At 69.5% G+C, this 18,390-nt stretch carries 17 protein-coding genes and 1 pseudogene; 9 read left to right on the top strand and 9 right to left on the bottom strand.

The genetic code is table 11. The features are described 5' to 3' along the window. The first annotated feature begins 28 nt into the window (after window positions 1–28). The 7 genes from ACFVX6_RS09760 (at window position 29) to trxA (ending at window position 9,521) form a co-directional block, all read left to right on the top strand. Entirely contained in the window at window positions 29–2,299 is a 2,271-nt protein-coding gene (locus tag ACFVX6_RS09760; protein WP_389689697.1) for a DUF6049 family protein, read from the top strand. A 46-nt stretch (window positions 2,300–2,345) separates the two neighbouring features. Then, on the top strand, window positions 2,346–4,523 hold the full coding sequence (gene murJ, locus ACFVX6_RS09755) for a murein biosynthesis integral membrane protein MurJ (protein ID WP_389689695.1): 2,178 nt from the start codon (window positions 2,346–2,348) through the stop codon (window positions 4,521–4,523). Window positions 4,524–4,640: 117 nt separating this feature from the next. Beyond that, window positions 4,641–6,368: a protein kinase family protein gene (locus tag ACFVX6_RS09750; protein WP_389689693.1), complete on the top strand. Its 1,728-nt coding sequence runs from the start codon at window positions 4,641–4,643 to the stop codon at window positions 6,366–6,368. 25 nt (window positions 6,369–6,393) lie between these two features. Then, complete coding sequence (gene sigM / locus ACFVX6_RS09745; RefSeq protein WP_389689691.1) at window positions 6,394–7,095, top strand: RNA polymerase sigma factor SigM; 702 nt, start codon at window positions 6,394–6,396, stop codon at window positions 7,093–7,095. Next, on the top strand, window positions 7,092–8,045 hold the full coding sequence (locus ACFVX6_RS09740; protein ID WP_389689689.1) for an anti-sigma factor family protein: 954 nt from the start codon (window positions 7,092–7,094) through the stop codon (window positions 8,043–8,045). Before sigM ends, ACFVX6_RS09740 begins: the two co-directional genes overlap by 4 nt. A 124-nt stretch (window positions 8,046–8,169) precedes the next feature. Continuing rightward, window positions 8,170–9,129: a thioredoxin-disulfide reductase gene (gene trxB / locus ACFVX6_RS09735; protein WP_389689687.1), complete on the top strand. Its 960-nt coding sequence runs from the start codon at window positions 8,170–8,172 to the stop codon at window positions 9,127–9,129. Window positions 9,130–9,182: 53 nt separating this feature from the next. Continuing rightward, on the top strand, window positions 9,183–9,521 hold the full coding sequence (trxA, locus tag ACFVX6_RS09730) for a thioredoxin (RefSeq protein ID WP_266906852.1): 339 nt from the start codon (window positions 9,183–9,185) through the stop codon (window positions 9,519–9,521). A gap of 105 nt (window positions 9,522–9,626) precedes the next feature. On the opposite strand, the gene ACFVX6_RS09725 is transcribed toward trxA, so the two are convergent. The 9 genes from ACFVX6_RS09725 to rpmH form a co-directional block, all read right to left on the bottom strand. Next, window positions 9,627–10,244 carry a GNAT family N-acetyltransferase gene (locus ACFVX6_RS09725; protein WP_250738631.1) on the bottom strand — a complete coding sequence of 206 codons (618 nt, stop codon included), beginning with the start codon at window positions 10,242–10,244 and terminating at the stop codon, window positions 9,627–9,629. A gap of 100 nt (window positions 10,245–10,344) precedes the next feature. Continuing rightward, window positions 10,345–11,439: a ParB/RepB/Spo0J family partition protein gene (locus ACFVX6_RS09720; RefSeq protein ID WP_389689684.1), complete on the bottom strand. Its 1,095-nt coding sequence runs from the start codon at window positions 11,437–11,439 to the stop codon at window positions 10,345–10,347. Continuing rightward, window positions 11,436–12,527, bottom strand: coding sequence for a ParA family protein (locus tag ACFVX6_RS09715; protein ID WP_266956733.1), 1,092 nt, complete (start codon window positions 12,525–12,527; stop codon window positions 11,436–11,438). The genes ACFVX6_RS09720 and ACFVX6_RS09715 overlap by 4 nt, the downstream gene beginning before the upstream one ends. A 264-nt stretch (window positions 12,528–12,791) precedes the next feature. Beyond that, the gene (rsmG, locus tag ACFVX6_RS09710; RefSeq protein WP_274551740.1) at window positions 12,792–13,502 is read right to left on the bottom strand and encodes a 16S rRNA (guanine(527)-N(7))-methyltransferase RsmG; all 711 of its coding nucleotides are present in this window, start codon (window positions 13,500–13,502) and stop codon (window positions 12,792–12,794) included. Window positions 13,503–13,638: 136 nt separating this feature from the next. Further along, window positions 13,639–14,148 (bottom strand): protein jag, encoded by a 510-nt coding sequence (locus ACFVX6_RS09705; RefSeq protein ID WP_389689682.1) that lies wholly within the window; start codon window positions 14,146–14,148, stop codon window positions 13,639–13,641. A 15-nt stretch (window positions 14,149–14,163) separates the two neighbouring features. After that, window positions 14,164–15,270: a membrane protein insertase YidC gene (gene yidC, locus ACFVX6_RS09700; RefSeq protein ID WP_389689680.1), complete on the bottom strand. Its 1,107-nt coding sequence runs from the start codon at window positions 15,268–15,270 to the stop codon at window positions 14,164–14,166. A gap of 3 nt (window positions 15,271–15,273) precedes the next feature. Then, window positions 15,274–15,555, bottom strand: a complete 282-nt coding sequence (gene yidD, locus ACFVX6_RS09695) for a membrane protein insertion efficiency factor YidD (protein ID WP_076043740.1) — start codon at window positions 15,553–15,555, stop codon at window positions 15,274–15,276. Beyond that, the gene (gene rnpA, locus ACFVX6_RS09690; protein WP_266906840.1) at window positions 15,552–15,926 is read right to left on the bottom strand and encodes a ribonuclease P protein component; all 375 of its coding nucleotides are present in this window, start codon (window positions 15,924–15,926) and stop codon (window positions 15,552–15,554) included. The genes yidD and rnpA overlap by 4 nt, the downstream gene beginning before the upstream one ends. Before the next feature lie 22 nt (window positions 15,927–15,948). Next, window positions 15,949–16,086 carry a 50S ribosomal protein L34 gene (rpmH, locus tag ACFVX6_RS09685; RefSeq protein ID WP_100597229.1) on the bottom strand — a complete coding sequence of 46 codons (138 nt, stop codon included), beginning with the start codon at window positions 16,084–16,086 and terminating at the stop codon, window positions 15,949–15,951. A gap of 359 nt (window positions 16,087–16,445) precedes the next feature. Here rpmH and dnaA (ACFVX6_RS09680) point away from each other — a divergent pair. Together dnaA (ACFVX6_RS09680) and dnaA (ACFVX6_RS09675) are read left to right on the top strand one after the other, a co-directional pair. Then, window positions 16,446–17,007 (top strand): annotated as a pseudogene (gene dnaA / locus ACFVX6_RS09680) (chromosomal replication initiator protein DnaA); the annotation flags it as partial. Between the two features lie 11 nt (window positions 17,008–17,018). Next, window positions 17,019–18,251, top strand: a complete 1,233-nt coding sequence (dnaA, locus tag ACFVX6_RS09675) for a chromosomal replication initiator protein DnaA (RefSeq protein ID WP_389689802.1) — start codon at window positions 17,019–17,021, stop codon at window positions 18,249–18,251. Window positions 18,252–18,390 lie beyond the last annotated feature (139 nt).

The following is an 18,390-nucleotide window of genomic DNA, read 5'->3' as shown; positions in this document are numbered from 1 at the left end:
CTGACACTCCGAGGGACGGGCGAGCGCGTTGGCCGAGGCGGCAGACATCCAGGGGGCGTCCCTCGCTCCTGCCCGGCGACGCTGGCTGCGACGCGCGGTCGTCCTGCTCGCCGGGACGCCGGTACTCGCCGGCCTGGTCTACTCGCACGCGCCCGAGGCCCAGGCCGCCGACACGGCGGCCACCGCCGTCGACGTCCAGCTCGACACCCTGACACCGAGCGCGCCGGTCAAGGGCGACACCCTCACCATCTCGGGCACCGTGATCAACAACGGCTCCGAGAAGATCACCGACGCACACGTGGGTCTGCGGGTCGGGCCGGCGCTGGGGGACCGCAGCTCCATCGACGAGGTCGCCGAGCGCGGCAAATTCCGGGCGGGTGCCGACCCGGCCGAAGTCGGCCCCGAGTTCGCCGTGAAGATCGATTCGCTGCCTTCGAAGGTCGGCAAGCCCTTCACCCTCAAGGTTCCGGTGAACAAGCTGGACCTGGACGAGGACGGCGTCTACCAGCTCGGCGTCTCCGTGTCCGGGGAGACCGAGAGCAGCCAGTACGAGCAGGTCCTCGGCATCAAGCGGACCTTCCTGCCCTGGCAGCCGGAGGCGGCCGCCAAGCGCTCCCAGCTCGCGTACGCCTGGCCGTTGATCTCCACCACGCACCTGACCTCGGAGACCGGCTCGGACGAGCTGCAGACCCCCGTCTTCCTCGACGACAGCCTCGCCGACGAGCTGCGCACCGGCGGCCGCCTGGAGCAGATGGTCACCCTCGGCAAGGACCTTCCCATCACCTGGGTCATCGATCCGGACCTGCTCTACACCGTCGACGCCATGACCAAGGGATACCGGGTCCGCACCCCCGAGGGCCGGACCGTCCCGGGCAAGAACAAGGCCATCGCCGAGCAGTGGCTGAGCTCGCTGGAAAGCGCCGTCCAGGGCAAGAAGGTCGTCGCACTGCCCTTCGCGGATCCGGACATCGCCTCGCTCGCCCACCGCGGCAAGGACGTCTCCGGCACCCTGGGGCAGCTGCGGCCGGCCACGGACAAGGCGAAGCAGGCCGTCGAGACCGTTCTGCACGTCCCCGCGAGCACCGACTTCTCCTGGCCCCTGGACGGCGCCATCGACCCGTCGATCGTCAACGTCGCGACGTCGGCCGGTGCCCACAACGTCCTCACCCGCAGCGACAGCCTCCAGGAGAGCGGCGCCCTCGGCTACACCCCGTCGGCCGCGCGGCCCATCGGCGCGGGCACCACGGCCGTCGTCGCCGACGCCGACCTCTCCACCGCGTTCCAGGGCGACATGCTCCGCGCCGGGAACTCCACCCTCGCGGTGCAGCAGTTCCTCGCCCAGACCCTCGCCCTGAACCTGCAGAAGACCGACAACCAGCGCAGCTTCGTCGTCGCTCCGCAGCGGATGCCCAGCTCCAGCCAGGCACAGACGATGGCCGCCGCCATCCGGGGTCTGCAGTCGGGCCGCTGGAGCCAGGGCGTGGACCTGGAGGCGGCCGCCGCGGCGACTCCCGACCCCCGCGCCGCCACCCAGGTCCCGGGAGCCGGTCAGTACCCCGAGGCGCTGAGCAAGCAGGAACTGCCGGTCTCCGCCTTCGAGAAGATCCGCACCACCGAGAACACGCTCGGCCACTTCAAGGTGATCCTGACGGCGCCCGACCGCGTCGAGATCCCCTTCGGCAACACCACCAACCGGGAGATGTCCTCCTCGTGGCGAGGCCGCCCCGACGCGGCGCGGGCCTACCGGGACCAGGTCCAGCAGTACCTGATCCGGCTCACCGAGAAGGTCAAGATCATCCCCAAGTCCGACGCGACGCTCTCCGGACACAGCGCGACCATCCCGGTCACCGTCCAGAACAGCCTCGTCCAGGACACCCACAACCTGGTCCTCCGGCTGCAGTCCGCCAACCCGACCCGGCTGATGTTCGGCGACAGCGGCGAGGCCCAGCAGGAAGTCGCGATCCAGGGCGGGCACAGCCAGACCGTGAAGTTCCCCGCCAACGCCACCGCGAGCGGCCCGGTCTCGGTGACGGCCCAGCTCTTCACCACCGACGGCGTGCCCTACGGGAAGGCCCGCAAGTTCACCGTCGAAGCCACCGAGGTGACCCCGACCGTCATGCTCGTCATCGCGGGCGGTGTCCTCCTCCTCGTGCTGGCCGGCATCAAGATGTACGCCAGCCGCAAGCGCGTCGCGGCACGCGCCGCCGCCGAGGAGAGCACGCAGCAGAGTGACGAGTCCCCGGACACCGGACCGCAAAGCGCGGACCCGTCCGGCACGGGTGAGACAGTGGACCGTTGAGCGATGCCGTGGCCGGTCGGCCTGGGGACGATGAGGTGGGGTTTCGATGAACGCGCCGTACGAAGGTGACCGCGCGCAGAGCACTGGCGGGTCTGCGCCCTCCCAGGGCACTGCCCCCGGCGCCCCGGTGCCGGGACAGGTTCCCGCGCCCGCGCCCGCGCCGGACCACGACCCCTATGTCCAGGACGCCTACGCCTACGACCCGTACCGGGCGCAGGACCTCTCCGCCCAGGACCCGGTGGCGGAGGTCCTGTACGACCGGGCCTCGCACCCGCCGCCACCGCCCGGCACCTTCCAAGAGCCCGGTCCGCTCTACGCGGCCCCGGCGGCCCCCTCTTACGCCCCGGACCCGCGGGTATGGGCCCAGACCCCGCCGCCCGAGCCGGACGGCCCCTCCCGGCACCTTCCCTACGGCGACCACGCCACGACCACGCAGTTCGTCGGCGTGGACTCCCTCGTGACCAAGGCCGCCGACCAGGACCCCCGCCCCGACGCCTTCGCGCACCTCTACCGGGACCAGGACGCGGCGCCCCGTACGCCCGCCGAGGACGCGCCCGTGGCCGCACCGGCACCGAGCAAGCCCGCAGGACGCGCCTCCAGCCTGCTCAAGTCCAGCGCCCTGATGGCCGCCGGCACCATCGTCTCCCGCATCACCGGCTTCATGCGGACCCTGGTGATCGCCGGGGCGATCGGCGTCGCCACCCTCAACGACAGCTACCAGGTCGCCAACACCCTGCCGACGATGATCTACGTCCTGGTCGGCGGCGGCGCACTCAACGCCGTCTTCATCCCGCAGCTGGTGCGCGCGATGAAGAACGACGAGGACGGGGGAGAGGCCTACGCCAACCGGCTGCTGACCCTCGTCATGGTCCTGCTGGGCGCCGTCACCGTGGTCTGTGTGCTCGCGGCCCCGCTGTTCATCGGCATGATGTCGCAGAAGATCGCCGACGACCCGGCGCGGCTGGACGTCGCCGTCGCCTTCGCCCACTACTGCCTGCCCACCATGTTCTTCATGGGTGTGCACGTGGTCCTGGGTCAGATCCTCAACGCCCGCGGCCGGTTCGGCGCGATGATGTGGACCCCGGTCCTCAACAACATCGTCGTCATCGCCACCTTCGGCGCCTTCATCTGGGCCTTCGGCGGCTTCACCACCACCGGCGTCACCGAGGCCGGCATCACCCCCGAAGGCGTCCGGCTCCTGGGCCTGGGCACCCTGCTCGGCCTCGTCGTCCAGTCCCTGGCGATGCTTCCCTACCTGCGCGACGCCGGCTTCAAGCCGCGCCTGCGGTTCGACTGGAAGGGCCACGGCCTCGGCAAGGCCGCCGGCCTGGCCAAGTGGACGTTCTTCTTCGTCCTCGCCAACCAGCTCGGCCTCATCGTCGTCACCCAGCTCGCCACCTGGGCGGGCGAGGTGGCCGACAAACAGGGACACGGCGGTACCGGCATCACCGGCTACAACTACGCCCTGCTCCTCTGGCAGATGCCGCAGGCCATCATCACCGTCTCCGTCATGACCGCCGTCCTGCCCCGCATTTCGCGCTCCGCCCACGACGGCGACGCCGCCGCCGTCCGTGACGACATCTCCTACGGACTGCGCACCTCGGCCGTCGCGATCGTGCCCTGCGCCTTCGCGTTCCTCGCCCTCGGCGTCCCCATGGCAGGCCTGCTCTACGCCGGTTCCGGCACCGAGAGCGCCCAGAACATCGGCTTCATCCTGATGGCCTTCGGCCTCGGACTGATCCCCTACTCCGTCCAGTACGTGGTCCTGCGCGGCTTCTACGCCTACGAGGACACCCGGACGCCCTTCTACAACACGGTCATCGTGGCCGCCGTCAACGCGAGCATGTCCGCCGTCGCCTTCTTCGTGCTCCCCGCCCGCTGGGCCGTCGTCGGCATGGCCGCCGCCTACGGCCTCGGCTACGCCGTGGGCGTCGGTGTCGCCTGGCGCCGACTGCGCACCCGCCTCGGCGGCGATCTCGACGGGGCGCACGTGATGCGCACCTATACCCGGCTCATCGGCGCCTGCGTCCCCGCCGCCGCCGTGGCCGGCGCCGTCGCCTTCGCCGTCCTGCACTTCATCGGCAGCGGAGCCCTCGGTTCCCTCACCGCCCTGGTGGCCGGCGGCATCTCCCTGGCGGCGGTGTTCCTCGTCGCCGCCAAGCGGATGCGCATCGAAGAACTCAACGCCATGGTCGGGATGGTTCGCGGGCGCCTGGGGCGCTGATGCGTACAACCATCCTGTCCTCTGGCGTGTCGTGCAGATCGGTGGACTGTGGGCACAATTGGCATGGCTTCGCAGACTGGCCGACAGCGCGCAACGGATGGGGAGGCGGGGACGACGGTGGCGGAACGTAGCACGGCTGCCGTCGACGTGGCCGACAACAGCGGCGACGAGCCGCTGGCCGCGGAGACGGCCCAGGCCACGGCCGACGGGGTGGACACCCAGAACGGACAAGCCGCGGACGGAACCATGCCCGAGAAGGACGGCGAACGCAGGAACCCGGCACCCGCTGCCGCGCCCGAGCTGCACAGCGGCCACAAGCTGGCCAGACGCTACCGGCTCGAAGAATGCGTCACCCGTCTGGACGGATTCAGCAGCTGGCGCGCGATGGACGAGAAGCTGCGCCGGGCCGTGGGCGTCCACCTGCTGCCCGCCGACCACGCGCGGGCCCGTGCCGTCCTGGCCGCCGCCCGCTCCTCGGCCCTGCTCGGCGACCCCCGGTTCGTCCAGGTCCTCGACGCCGTGGAGGAGAACGACCTCGTCTACGTCGTCCACGAGTGGCTGCCCGACGCCACCGAGCTCACCGCGGTCCTCGCCGCGGGCCCCATGGAGCCGCACGAGGCCTACCAGCTCGTCAGCCAGGTCTCCCAGGCCATGGCCGCCGCGCACCGCGAGGGCCTGGCGCACCTGCGCCTGACCCCCAGCGCGATACTGCGCACCTCCACGGGCCAGTACCGCATCCGAGGCCTCGCCGTGAACGCCGCCCTGCGCGGCATCACCAGCGAGACCCCGCAGCGCTCGGACACCGAGGCCATCGGCGCCCTCCTGTACGCCTCGCTGACCCAGCGCTGGCCCTACGAGAACGACGCCTACGGCCTGACCGGCCTGCCCAAGGGCGTCGGCCTGATCGCCCCCGACCAGGTCCGCGCGGGCGTGCACCGGGGTCTGGGCGAGCTGGCCATGCGCGCCCTCGCCAACGACGGGGCCACTGCCTCGCGGCAGGAACCCGCCTGCACCACCCCGGAAGAGCTCTCCAAGGCCGTGGCCGCGATGCCCCGCATCCGGCCGCCGGAGCCCACGTTCACCGCGCCTCCGGAGTACCAGCACACCACGTACCAGCAAGGCAGCTACGGCAGGCCCCAGGGCTCCGGCATGCCCACCGCGCAGGTCCTCACCGTCGTCCCCCCGCCGCCGCCCCTGCAGAGCCGTACCGGGCGCGTCCTCAAGTGGGGCGTGGCCGCCCTGCTGATCGCCGCCCTCGGTCTGGGCAGCTGGCAGCTCGCCGACACCCTGCTCAACCGGAGCAACCAGGGCAGCACCAGCGGCAGCCAGACCAGCCACGAGGAGGCCGGCGACACCCAGGAGAAGCCGGCACCCGTGCCCCTCGCCATCTCCGGGGCCCGCGAGTACTCCGTGGACGACAATCAGCAGGACCCCGGAGGCGTCAAGAACACCTTCGACGGTGATTCCTCCACCTTCTGGCGCACCAAGTTCTACCTCGACGGCCCCGACCTGAAGACGGACTACAAGGCCGGAGTCGGCATCGTCTACGACCTCGGCGCCGAACACGAGGTCAGCAGCGCCTCCATAGCGCTGCGGTTCGCGGGGGACCACACCACCACCACGCTCTACGCGGTCGATTCCCTGAACCCGTCGGGCAAGATCGCCTCCATGCCGAAGATCGCCACGGCCAAGACCTCCAACAGCAGCTTCGCCCTGACCGCGGAGAAGCCGGTCAAGACGCGGTACGTCCTCCTCTGGATCACCGCGATGCCGTGGGCACCCGCCGACGGCTTCACCGGCGCCGGGTACAAGCAAGCGATCACGGACGTGAAGTTCACCGGCTGACGGACAGCAGGGGAGGGGGCCGGCATTGAACGAAGTCACACTCGGCGGCAGCAGCGACCAGGAGCTCCTGTCGCTGCACGTCGCCGGAGACCCGGACGCCTTCGGTGAGCTCGTACGCAGGCACCGCGATCGGCTGTGGGCGGTGGCCCTGCGCACCCTCGGCGACCGGGAGGAAGCCGCCGACGCCGTGCAGGACGCCCTCGTCTCCGCCTACCGGGCCGCGCACACCTTCCGCGGCGAATCCGCCGTCACGACCTGGCTGCACCGCATCACCGTGAACGCCTGCCTGGACCGGGCCCGCAAGGCCGCTTCACGTAGGACGTCCCCCCTCGACGACACGGACCGCCTGGAGCGCCTTCTGGAGCCCCACGAGTCCGCCGAGGCTCCCGCGGAGCGCCAGGACCTCCATCGGCAGCTACTGGCCGCCCTGAGCACCCTCCCGGCCGATCAGCGGGCGGCACTGGTCCTCGTCGACATGCAGGGCTACCCCGTCGCCGAGGCCGCCCGCATCCTCGATGTCCCCGTCGGCACCGTGAAGAGCCGCTGCGCCCGCGGCAGGGCCAAACTCGTCCCGCTCCTCACTCATCTGCGCACGCATACCGGGGATAACACCGATACCGAGCGGGGAAGGAACCGGACACCGGGGACAACCGTCCCACCGGCGGCAGACCGCGGGGACCCGACCCCGGATCCCAACGCAGTGAAGGGCGGAGGTGGACGAGCGTGAACCCCACAACCGGCGCGACCGGCACGATCGGGCACCCCGACGTCTCGGAGATCTCCGAGCTGGCGGAAGGCCTCCTCTCCCCGTCCCGCACGGCGGAGGTGCGCAGCCATATCGGCGACTGCCCCCTGTGCGCGGACGTCCGCGCCTCGTTGGAGGAGATCCGGGCCCTGCTCGGCACCCTGCCCGGCCCCGCCCGGATGCCCGCCGACATCTCCGGCCGGATCGACGCGGCCCTCGCCGCCGAAGCACTCCTCGACGCCACCGCCCCGCACCGGGAGGCCGCGCCCGTCGGACCCGCCCAAGCGGCCGACGGGTCCTCCCGTCCCGATGTTTCACGTGAAACACCCGCCGCCCCGCTCGGTGAAAGCGGCGCGCTGCGGCCCTCCGGTCACCCGGCCGGCGCAACCGGCCCCGGACGGCGTCGCGCACGCCGCCGGATCGCTCTCGCGGGCGGGCTGCTCGCGGCGTGCGCCGCCGGCGTCCTCGTGTTCGGCCTGATGTCCGGTGACCGCCCCGGCCAGGACATGTCCGCGCGGAGCGACACGTCCACCGCGCAATCCGGGTCCGGCACGCCCGAGTACACCGCTCAGGGGCTCCCCGGTACGGTGCGCGAGCTCCTCGCGTCCGCCGCCCGCGGAGACAAGGCGGCGGGGGAGCGGAACAACACCTTCGGAGTGGAGAACAGCCCTCCGTCCGAACCGAGCCTCGCCCCGGCCGATGGCGGGGCCCTCCGGGCACCCGCCTGCGTACAGGAAGCCACCGGCCGCACCGAGACCCCCCTGGGCTTCGAACCAGGCACCTACGAGGGCAAGGACGTCTTCCTCATCGTCCTGCCCCATCCGGACGACCCCACCGTCGTGGACGCCTATCTCGTCGGCTCCGCCTGCGTCACCGATCCCTCGTCCCTTCCCGGAAAGCCCCTGCTCACCAGCACCTACCCCAGAAGCTGACAGGCTTCGAAGCTCGAGGGACAACTCGGGAATGCGGGCGCCGTAGGATCCGTTGGGTGGGGTGAGAGTCCACACCGGCCCCCCGGTAGACAGCAGGCAGTCCGCAGAGACGAGGAATTAACCCGTGAGCGACGTACGAAACGTGATCATCATCGGCTCCGGGCCGGCCGGTTACACCGCCGCCCTGTACACCGCACGCGCTTCGCTCAAGCCCCTGGTCTTCGAGGGTGCCGTCACCGCCGGTGGCGCGCTGATGAACACCACCGAAGTCGAGAACTTCCCCGGCTTCCAGGACGGCATCATGGGGCCGGACCTCATGGACAACATGCGTGGCCAGGCAGAGCGCTTCGGCGCCGAGCTGATTCCCGACGACGTCGTGGCCGTGGACCTCACCGGTGAGATCAAGACCGTCACCGACACCGCCGGCACCGTGCACCGCGCCAAGGCCGTGATCGTGACCACCGGTTCCCAGCACCGCAAGCTCGGCCTGCCCAACGAAGACGCCCTCTCCGGCCGCGGTGTCTCCTGGTGCGCGACCTGCGACGGGTTCTTCTTCAAGGACCACGACATCGCCGTGATCGGCGGCGGTGACACCGCGATCGAGGAAGCCACCTTCCTCTCCCGGTTCGCCAAGTCCGTCACGATCGTCCACCGCCGCGACTCCCTGCGCGCCTCCAAGGCCATGCAGGACCGCGCGTTCGCCGACCCGAAGATCAAGTTCGCCTGGGACAGCGAGGTCGCAGAGATCCACGGCGAGCAGAAGCTCACCGGCCTCACCCTGCGCAACACCAAGACCGGTGAGACCTCCGCGCTGCCCGTGACCGGCCTCTTCATCGCCGTCGGCCACGACCCGCGCACTGAGCTGTTCAAGGACCAGCTGGACCTCGACGCCGAGGGCTACCTCAAGGTCGACGCCCCCTCCACCCGGACCAGCCTCACCGGTGTGTTCGGCGCGGGCGACGTGGTCGACCACACCTACCGTCAGGCCATCACCGCCGCGGGCACGGGTTGCTCCGCGGCCCTGGACGCCGAGCGCTTCCTCGCGGCCCTCGCGGACGTCGAGAAGGCGCACGCGGCGGTCTGACACCCTCAAGCAGCACCACACCCCACTCCCCGCAGGAAAAGAAGGAGGCCGCTGTGGCCGGCACCCTCAAGACCGTCACCGACGCAAGCTTCGATGACGACGTCCTCAAGAGCGACAAGCCCGTCCTGGTGGACTTCTGGGCCGCCTGGTGCGGTCCGTGCCGCCAGATCGCTCCGTCCCTCGAGGCCATCGCCTCCGAATACGGTGACGAGATCGAGATCGTCAAGCTCAACATCGACGAGAACCCGGAGACGGCGGCCAAGTACGGCGTCATGTCCATCCCGACCCTGAACGTCTACCAGGGTGGCGAGGTCGTCAAGACCATCGTCGGCGCCAAGCCGAAGGCCGCCATCCTGCGCGACCTCGACGGCTTCGTCACCATCAAGGCCTGACCCACCCGCGTCCGAGGCCGGACGCGATCGCGTGAATGGGGCCGCCCCTGCCAGGGGCGGCCCCGTTCACGTGTCAGGCCGGTCCGGGACCAAGGTGCTCCCGTCTCACAGCGGACGCAGCGCCGGTTCCTTCCGGGCCGCGCCCAGCAACCGGTCCAGGGCCAGCTCCACGTCTTCCTTCCACGACAGCGTGGACCGCAGCTCCAACCGCAGCCGGGGACGCGTCGGATGCGGGCGTACCGTCTTGAACCCCACGGCCAGCAGGTGGTCCGCCGGCAACAGACAGGCCGGACCGTCCCACCGGGCGTCGCCGAAGGCCTCGATCGCCCGGAACCCCCTGCGCAGCAGATCCTTCGCCACCGTCTGGACCATCACCCGCCCCAGCCCCTGGCCCTGATACCCCGGCATGATCCACGAGGTGATGAGCTGTACGGCGTCCGGGGACACCGGGCTGGTCGGGAACGCGGTCGCACGCGGCACGTACGCCGGCGGCGCGTACAGAACGAACCCCACGGGAACCTCGTCCACGTAGACCACCCGGCCGCACGAGCCCCACTCCAGGAGGACGGCGGAGATCCACGCCTCCTTCTCCTCGGCAGGGTTCCCCGCCTTCACGGCCGCCTCGCCGCTGACGGGGTCCAGCTCCCAGAAGACACAGGACCGGCAACGCCGGGGCAGGTCTTGCAGGTTGTCCAGCGTGAGAGGTACCAGCCGACGACCCATGACCGCATCGTATCCACAGCTCGAATCACCCGAAACCGCAACAAGCAAAGGGGCGGGCAGCACCGGCTCGCACCGGCACGACCCGCCCCCGGGCTGTGCGTTACTCCCCGGCAGCGCCCTGGTCCAGCACCCGGCCCTCGCCCGGCGCCAGGGTCCCCAGAATCCGCTCCAGGTCCTCCATCGACGCGAACTCGACGGTGATCTTGCCCTTCTTCTGGCCCAGATCCACCTTCACCCGCGTCTCGAACCGGTCCGACAACCGCGTCGCCAGCTCGTTGAGCGCGGGAGCGACCCGGGCGCCCGCTCGCGGGCCCTTCGGCTTCACCGCACTCGGCGACTCCGAACCCATCAGCGCCACGATCTCCTCGACCGCACGCACCGAGAGCCCCTCCGCCACGATCCGGTGCGCCAGCCGGTCCTGCTCCTCGGAGTTGTCCACCGACAGCAGGGCCCGCGCGTGGCCCGCCGACAGCACACCCGCAGCCACCCGCCGCTGCACGGGCGGAGAGAGCTTCAGCAGACGCAGCGTGTTCGAAACCTGCGGACGGGAACGCCCGATCCGGTCCGCCAGCTGATCGTGCGTGCAGTTGAAGTCCTGGAGCAGCTGGTCGTACGCGGCCGCTTCCTCCAAGGGGTTCAGCTGCGCCCGGTGCAGGTTCTCCAGGAGCGCGTCCAGCAGCAGCTTCTCGTCGTCCGTGGCCCGGATGATCGCCGGAATACGGTTCAGGCCGGCCTCGCGGCATGCCCGCCAGCGCCGCTCGCCCATGATCAGCTCATAGCGGCCCGGGCCGGACTGGCGCACCACCACCGGCTGGAGCAGACCCACCTCCTGAATGGAGGTCACCAGCTCGGCCAGCGCGTCCTCGTCGAACACCTCGCGCGGCTGCCGCGGGTTCGGCGTGATGGAGTCCATCGGGAGCTCCGCGAACGTAGCCCCCGCCACCTCGCCGGCCTCCGGAGCAGCGACCGGCTCCGGCTCGCTCACCGAAGCGGCCACCGGCGATGTTTCACGTGAAACATCGGCCTGCGCCAGCGAAGCCAGCTTCGCCGCCGCGATGCCCCGCTCCGAGGGCAGCACCGGCATCGCCGACGGAGACGTCGACCCGGCACCGATCACCGGCGGCACCTTCTCCTGGGGAGCCGCGGGAATCAGCGCGCCGAGCCCCCGCCCCAGACCCCTACGTCGCTCACTCACTGGATCCCCTCCGCCATGCTCTGCGTGTTGTTCATGCCCGCACCCTGATGGGGGTGCTGGGGGTCGTACTGGAATCCGGCCCCGCGCAACGCGATCTCCCGCGCAGCCTCCAGATAGGAGAGGGAACCGCTGGAACCCGGGTCGTAGGTCAGCACCGTCTGCCCGTAGCTCGGAGCCTCGGAGATGCGGACCGACCGCGGGATGCTCGTGCGCAGCACCTCCTTGCCGAAGTGGGTGCGCACCTCCTCCGCCACCTGCGAGGCCAACCGGGTCCTGCCGTCGTACATCGTCAGCAGGATCGTGGACACGTGCAGGGTCGGGTTCAGGTGGGCCCGCACCAGGTCCACATTGCGCAGCAGCTGACCGAGACCCTCCAGCGCGTAGTACTCGCACTGGATCGGGATCAGCACCTCCGCGCCCGCGACCAGGGCGTTGACCGTCAGCAGGCCCAGCGAGGGCGGGCAGTCGATCAGGATGTAGTCGAGCGGCTGCTCGTACGCCTGAATGGCCCGCTGGAGACGGCTCTCCCGTGCCACGAGGGACACCAGCTCGATCTCCGCACCCGCCAGATCGATCGTGGCCGGTGCACAGAAGAGGCCCTCCACGTCGGCCACCGGCTGGACGACCTCCATCAGCGGGCGGCTGTCCACGAGCACGTCGTAGATGGACGGCACGTCCGCGTGGTGGTCGATGCCCAGCGCCGTCGAGGCATTGCCCTGCGGGTCGAGGTCGACCACCAGGACCCGTGCACCGTGCAGGGCCAGGGATGCGGCCAGGTTCACGGTCGACGTGGTCTTGCCCACGCCGCCCTTCTGGTTGGCCACCACCATGATCCGGGTCTTCGGGGGCCTGGGCAGGCCTTCACCCGCACGTCCCAGGGCCTCGACCGCGATCTGGGCGGCTCGGCCGATGGGCGTGTCTTCGTTGTCCACTAGGGGCGGGGCCGATGTTTCACGTGAAACATCGTCGCCCGGAGATTCAGAGCGGGGACCGGGGACCGGATCGGCCATCGGCCCCGCAAGGTTGGCGTCTGACCGCACGGTGTCACTCTCCTCGGCATCAGGCTCGCGATGAACAGAGCCTGCCATGTCACCGGGGTCGCGAACCAGCGGGGCCCGTACTCCTGTGGATGAATCCACCGATGTGGACAACTCCGTCCCCCCTTCGCCCTTGCGGAGACGGGGGGACGTAGCCGCACGACCGCGGCTGATGATTCCGTGCAGCAGAGAGCGACGTTTCACGTGAAACACGATGCCCGGACGGAGTCATCCGGCCGCTACGACACTCCGAAATCCATACCTATAGGGCTCAACACCCCAGCGATACGCCTGCGAGCGCTGCCCGGAAGGGGCTCAGCGACGCCGGCGCGTACGGCTCGTACGGGCGGCCTTGGCCCGCTTCGCCGCGAACCGCACCCCGCCGGGGCTTTCCCCGACCTCGACCCGCACCACGGTGGACAGCGGGTCCACGATCCCTTCACCCACGTGCAGCACCGAGGTCTTCACCACACCGAGCTTGGTCAGCGCGGCCTTCGCCGCCACCAGCTCCTCCTCGGCGGTGTCGCCCTTCAGCGCCAGCATCTCGCCGTACGGGCGCAGCAGGGGTACGCCCCATCCGGCGAGCCGGTCCAGCGGAGCCACCGCGCGCGCCGTCACCACGTGCACCGGCTGGAGCTTGCCGAGGACTTCCTCGGCCCGCCCGCGCACCACCGTCACATGGTCGAGCCCCAGCAGCTCCACGACCTCCTGGAGGAAGTTCGTGCGGCGCAGCAGCGGCTCCAGCAGCGTGATCTTCAGGTCCCTGCGGACCAGGGCCAGCGGAATGCCGGGGAGGCCGGCACCCGAACCCACGTCGCACACGGTGACGCCTTCGGGCACCACTTCCGAGAGCACGGCGCAGTTCAGCAGGTGCCTCTCCCAGAGCCGCGGCACCTCGCGCGGCCCGATCAGGCCCCGCTTGACACCCGCGTCCGCCAGCAGCTCCGCGTACCGCACAGCTTCCGGGAAATGCTCACCGAACACCACACGCGCCTCTTCAGGTGCCTGGGGCGCTTCTTCGGGCATCGGGGGAAGCTCAGCTGCCTCCGTCACGGGGACCGTCCTTCCGTACCGCATGATGAAAAACCACGTCGTCACTGCCAGGCTGACAAAGATCGGCCCCGCCTGCGAGACAGACGGGGCCGGACACTCAAGCTTCCGGTCAGGCCGGAAGTACGACGACGAAGCGCTGCGGCTCCTCGCCCTCGGACTCGCTCCGCAGACCGGCGGCGGCCACGGCGTCGTGGACGACCTTCCGCTCGAAGGGGGTCATCGGGTCCAGCTTCAAGGGCTCACCGGACGTCTTCACGTCCTCCGCGGCCTTGACACCGAGGGTCGTCAGCTCCTCGCGCTTCTTCGCCCGGAAGCCGCCGATGTCCAGCATCAGCCGGCTGCGGTCCCCGGTCTCGCGGTGCACCGCGAGGCGGGTCAGCTCCTGCAGAGCCTCCAGCACCTCGCCGTCACGGCCGACGAGCTTCTGCAGGTCGCGCGCGGAGTCGCTGACGATGGAGACAGAGGCGCGGTCCGCCTCGACGTCCATGTCGATGTCGCCGTCCAGGTCGGCGATGTCCAGCAGACCCTCAAGGTAGTCGGCCGCGATCTCACCCTCCTGCTCGAGGCGGGTCAGGGTGTCGCCACTCTCAGCGGCGGCGGTGGTGGTGCCTTCCGTCACGGGAGGGACTCCTTCTTACTTCTTGGGAGAGGGCTTGCTGGGGGGCGTCTGACGCTGCGACTTCGACTGACGCTTGGGCTGCTGGCGCTTCTGGGCACCACCGCCGGACGCATCGGAGTCGACCGTCGCCTCGACGCTCTTCGCCACGGAGCCGTCCGCCTGCGCGGCCAGGCCCTGCTTGGTCAGACCGGTGATGAACTTGCGCTCGTTGTCGTTGCGGTCCGGGCCCTTGGCCACGATCGCCGCGACGATCTTCTTCTTGCCCCGGCTCTTGAGCTCGCCGTGCGAGGTGATCTGCTTCAGCAGGCGCGTCAGGTACTGGTCCTGGGCCAGGCTGCCCGGGGTGGGGTTCCGGTTGATCACGAACATCTGCTGGCCCATGGTCCACAGGTTCGTGGTCAGCCAGTAGACGAGGACACCGACGGGGAAGTTGATGCCCATGACCGCGAAGATCAGGGGGAAGACGTACATCAGCATCTTCTGCTGCTGCATGAACGGCGTCTTGACCGAGAGGTCGACGTTCTTCTGCATCAGCTGGCGCTGCGTGTAGAACTGCGACAGCGACATCATCACGATCATGATCGCGGTGACGATCCGCACGTCGGTGATCGAGGCGCCCAGAGCGGCGACCTTGTCCGCGCTGTCCGTGAACTTGGACGCGAGCGGGGCACCGAAGATGTGCGCGTTACGCGCGCTCTCCAGCAGCGGGCCGTCGATCTTGCCGATCGTGGTCCCGTTGGCGATGGAGGCGAGCACGTGGTAGAGCGCGAAGAAGAACGGAGACTGCGCCAGGATGGGAAGGCACGAGGAGAGCGGGTTGGTACCCGTCTCCTTGTACAGCTTCATCATCTCTTCGGACTGGCGCTGCTTGTCGTTCTTGTAGCGCTCCTGGATCGCCTTCATCTTCGGCTGGATCGCCTGCATGCCGCGCGTCGCCTTGATCTGCTTCACGAAGAGCGGGATCAGGCAGATACGGATCAAGATCACCAGGGAGACGATGGACAGGCCCCAGGCCCAGCCACTGTCGGCGCCGAACATGGCGCCGTACACCTTGTGGAACTGGACGATGATCCACGAGACAGGCGTGGTAATAAAGCTGAACAGACTGGCAATCGTGTCCACTAATCAGGCTCCTTGAGCATTGCGAGATCTACGCAACGCACTGCGCAGCTGCTCGTGCCAACGCGGGCGTTTCCGGGGTGGGACGTGGTCCACACCACCCGGGGACCACGGATTGCACCGCAGGATCCGCCAGGCGGTCAGAGCCGTCCCCTTCACCGCACCATGCCGGTCGATGGCCGTGTACCCGTAGTGCGAACACGAGGGGTAGTAGCGGCACACCGGCCCGAGCAGCGGACTGATCGTCCACTGGTACAGCTTGATCAATGCGAGCAGCGGGTACTTCATCGAGCCACGCCTCCCAAGAGCCGCAGCAGTGCGGCATCAAGGTCCCGGGCCAGCTCGTCGAGACCGGCATCACCCGCTCCGGGCAGAGCCCGTACCACCATCAGGCTACCTTCGGGCAGCTGGGACAGCCGCTCGCGGACGAGATGGCGCAAACGGCGCTTGACCCGGTTGCGTACGACAGCGATGCCGACAGCCTTGCTGACGACGAAACCCGCACGCGTCGAGGGATCGATCTCCCCCGACTCGTGCGGGTCCGTTGCACCGCTTGTACGTAGGTGGACGACGAGGAGCGGGCGACCAGCCCGACGACCTCGACGTACCGCGCTCGCGAAGTCCTCGCGCCGCCTCAGCCGATGTTCGGGAGACAGCACGACGTCACGATCCGCCCGTCAGTTACGCGGAGAGTTCGGCGCGGCCCTTGCCACGACGGTTCGCGAGGATGGCGCGGCCGGCACGGGTACGCATCCGGAGACGGAAGCCGTGGGTCTTGGCACGACGGCGGTTGTTCGGCTGGAAGGTGCGCTTGCTCACTCGGGGGCTCCAGAGAATAAATCGTTTAGGCGGGACATCGCCTGGCTGTCACCGTGCGCCCACGAGGAGAAAACTCGCGTGTTCGCCCGAGTGGCACCGCAAAACGATCACGATCAGTGATCTTCGCCCATCGGTAGGCAGGCGGCAGCAGCCATCGACAACTCGACCTCGTTACGGTACGCGCGGCTACGCCATCCGGTCAAACCGAGCCGACGGTGCCCCACACTGTGCACAGGCTGTGGACAACGACTTGAACCGTACCCGCTGGCCTGACTACCGTTGCCTGACCCTGGATTTTTTGTCCCGACCGTCCCAAAGAACCACACATTCGTGGGACCCCCTCTGAGAGAGCGTGCTCTGTGGCTGACGTACCTGCCGATCTTGCCGCAGTGTGGCCAAGGGTGCTCGAAAAGCTCCTCGGGGAGGGACAGAACAGCATCGAGCCCAAGGACAAGCAGTGGGTCGAGCGCTGTCAGCCCCTGGCCCTGGTGGCGGACACCGCGCTGCTCGCCGTCCCCAATGAGTACGGCAAGCGGGTCCTCGAAGGCCGGCTCGCCCCGCTCATCAGCGACGCCCTCAGCCGTGAGTGCGGCCGCCCCATCCGGATCGCCATCACGGTCGACGACTCCGCCGGCGAGCCCTCGCCCCCGGCCCCCTCCGCCTCTTCCTCCCGCGACGGCTACGAACCGTACGGCGGCCAGCGCCCCGGCGGGCACACCGGTCCCATGGGCCACACGGGCCCCGGCGGCCACACCGGCCCGGCGGACGACCAGCTCCCCAACGCGCGTCCCGCCTACCCGGACTACCAGCAGCAGCGCTCCGAGCCCGGCGCGTGGCCCCGCGGCGGCCAGCAGGACGACTACGGCTGGCAGCAGCCCCGCCTCGGCGGCTTCCCCGAGCGCGACCCGTACGCCTCGCCGCAGCCGGGCTACATGCAGCAGTCCGAGCCCTCCTCCTACGACCAGGGCTCCTACGAACAGCAGAAGTACGAGCAGCAGCAGTACGAGGGCCAGCAGCAGCGCTCCTCCCGCCAGTACGAGCAGCAGTACGACCAGCCGCCCGCGCGGCAGGCACCCAGCCGGCCCGCGCCCTCGGCGCCGTCCGGCGGTTCCACCTCGGGACCGCTGGAGCCGACCGCCCGGCTGAACCCCAAGTACCTCTTCGACACCTTCGTCATCGGTGCCTCCAACCGCTTCGCGCACGCCGCCGCGGTGGCCGTCGCCGAGGCGCCGGCGAAGGCGTACAACCCCCTCTTCATCTACGGGGAGTCGGGCCTCGGCAAGACGCACCTGCTGCACGCCATCGGGCACTACGCGCGGAGCCTCTACCCCGGCACCCGCGTGCGGTACGTGAGCTCCGAGGAGTTCACCAACGAGTTCATCAACTCGATCCGCGACGGCAAGGGCGATGCGTTCCGCAAGCGCTACCGCGAGATGGACATCCTGCTCGTCGACGACATCCAGTTCCTCGCGAGCAAGGAGTCGACGCAGGAGGAGTTCTTCCACACCTTCAACACGCTCCACAACGCCAACAAGCAGATCGTGCTCTCCTCCGACCGGCCGCCCAAGCAGCTCGTCACCCTGGAGGACCGGCTCCGCAACCGCTTCGAGTGGGGTCTGATCACCGACGTCCAGCCGCCCGAGCTGGAGACCCGTATCGCGATCCTGCGCAAGAAGGCCGTTCAGGAGCAGCTCAACGCCCCGCCGGAGGTGCTGGAGTTCATCGCCTCCCGCATCTCGCGCAACATCCGCGAGCTGGAGGGGGCGCTGATCCGGGTCACGGCCTTCGCGAGCCTGAACCGGCAGCCGGTGGACCTGGGTCTGACCGAGGACGTACTGAAGAACCTGATCCCCGGCGGCGAGGACAGCGCGCCCGAGATCACGGCGACGGACATCATGGCCGCCACCGCCGACTACTTCGGACTGACCGTGGACGACCTGTGCGGCTCCTCGCGCAGCCGCGTACTGGTCACCGCCCGGCAGATCGCCATGTACCTGTGCCGGGAGCTCACGGACCTCTCGCTGCCCAAGATCGGGGCGCAGTTCGGCGGCCGCGACCACACCACCGTCATGCACGCGGACCGCAAGATCCGCGCTCTGATGGCGGAACGCCGGTCCATCTACAACCAGGTGACCGAGCTCACCAACCGCATCAAGAACGGCTGACGCCGGCTCTGTGTACGTGCCGTACGGGTGCCTTCGAGGCCCCTTCAAACGCTGTGAGAGGGCGCTTCCGGGTCACTTCGGGGGCGCCCTTCTTCGTGCGTGCGCCCCCAACTTGTTCGAATACGCCCCCTCGAAGGCA

The sequence above is a fragment of the Streptomyces sp. NPDC058289 genome (assembly GCF_042880975.1).
In the GTDB taxonomy this organism is placed as follows: Bacteria; Actinomycetota; Actinomycetes; order Streptomycetales; family Streptomycetaceae; genus Streptomyces; species Streptomyces stoeckheimensis.
This window is presented reverse-complemented; position numbering and strand designations above follow the sequence as displayed.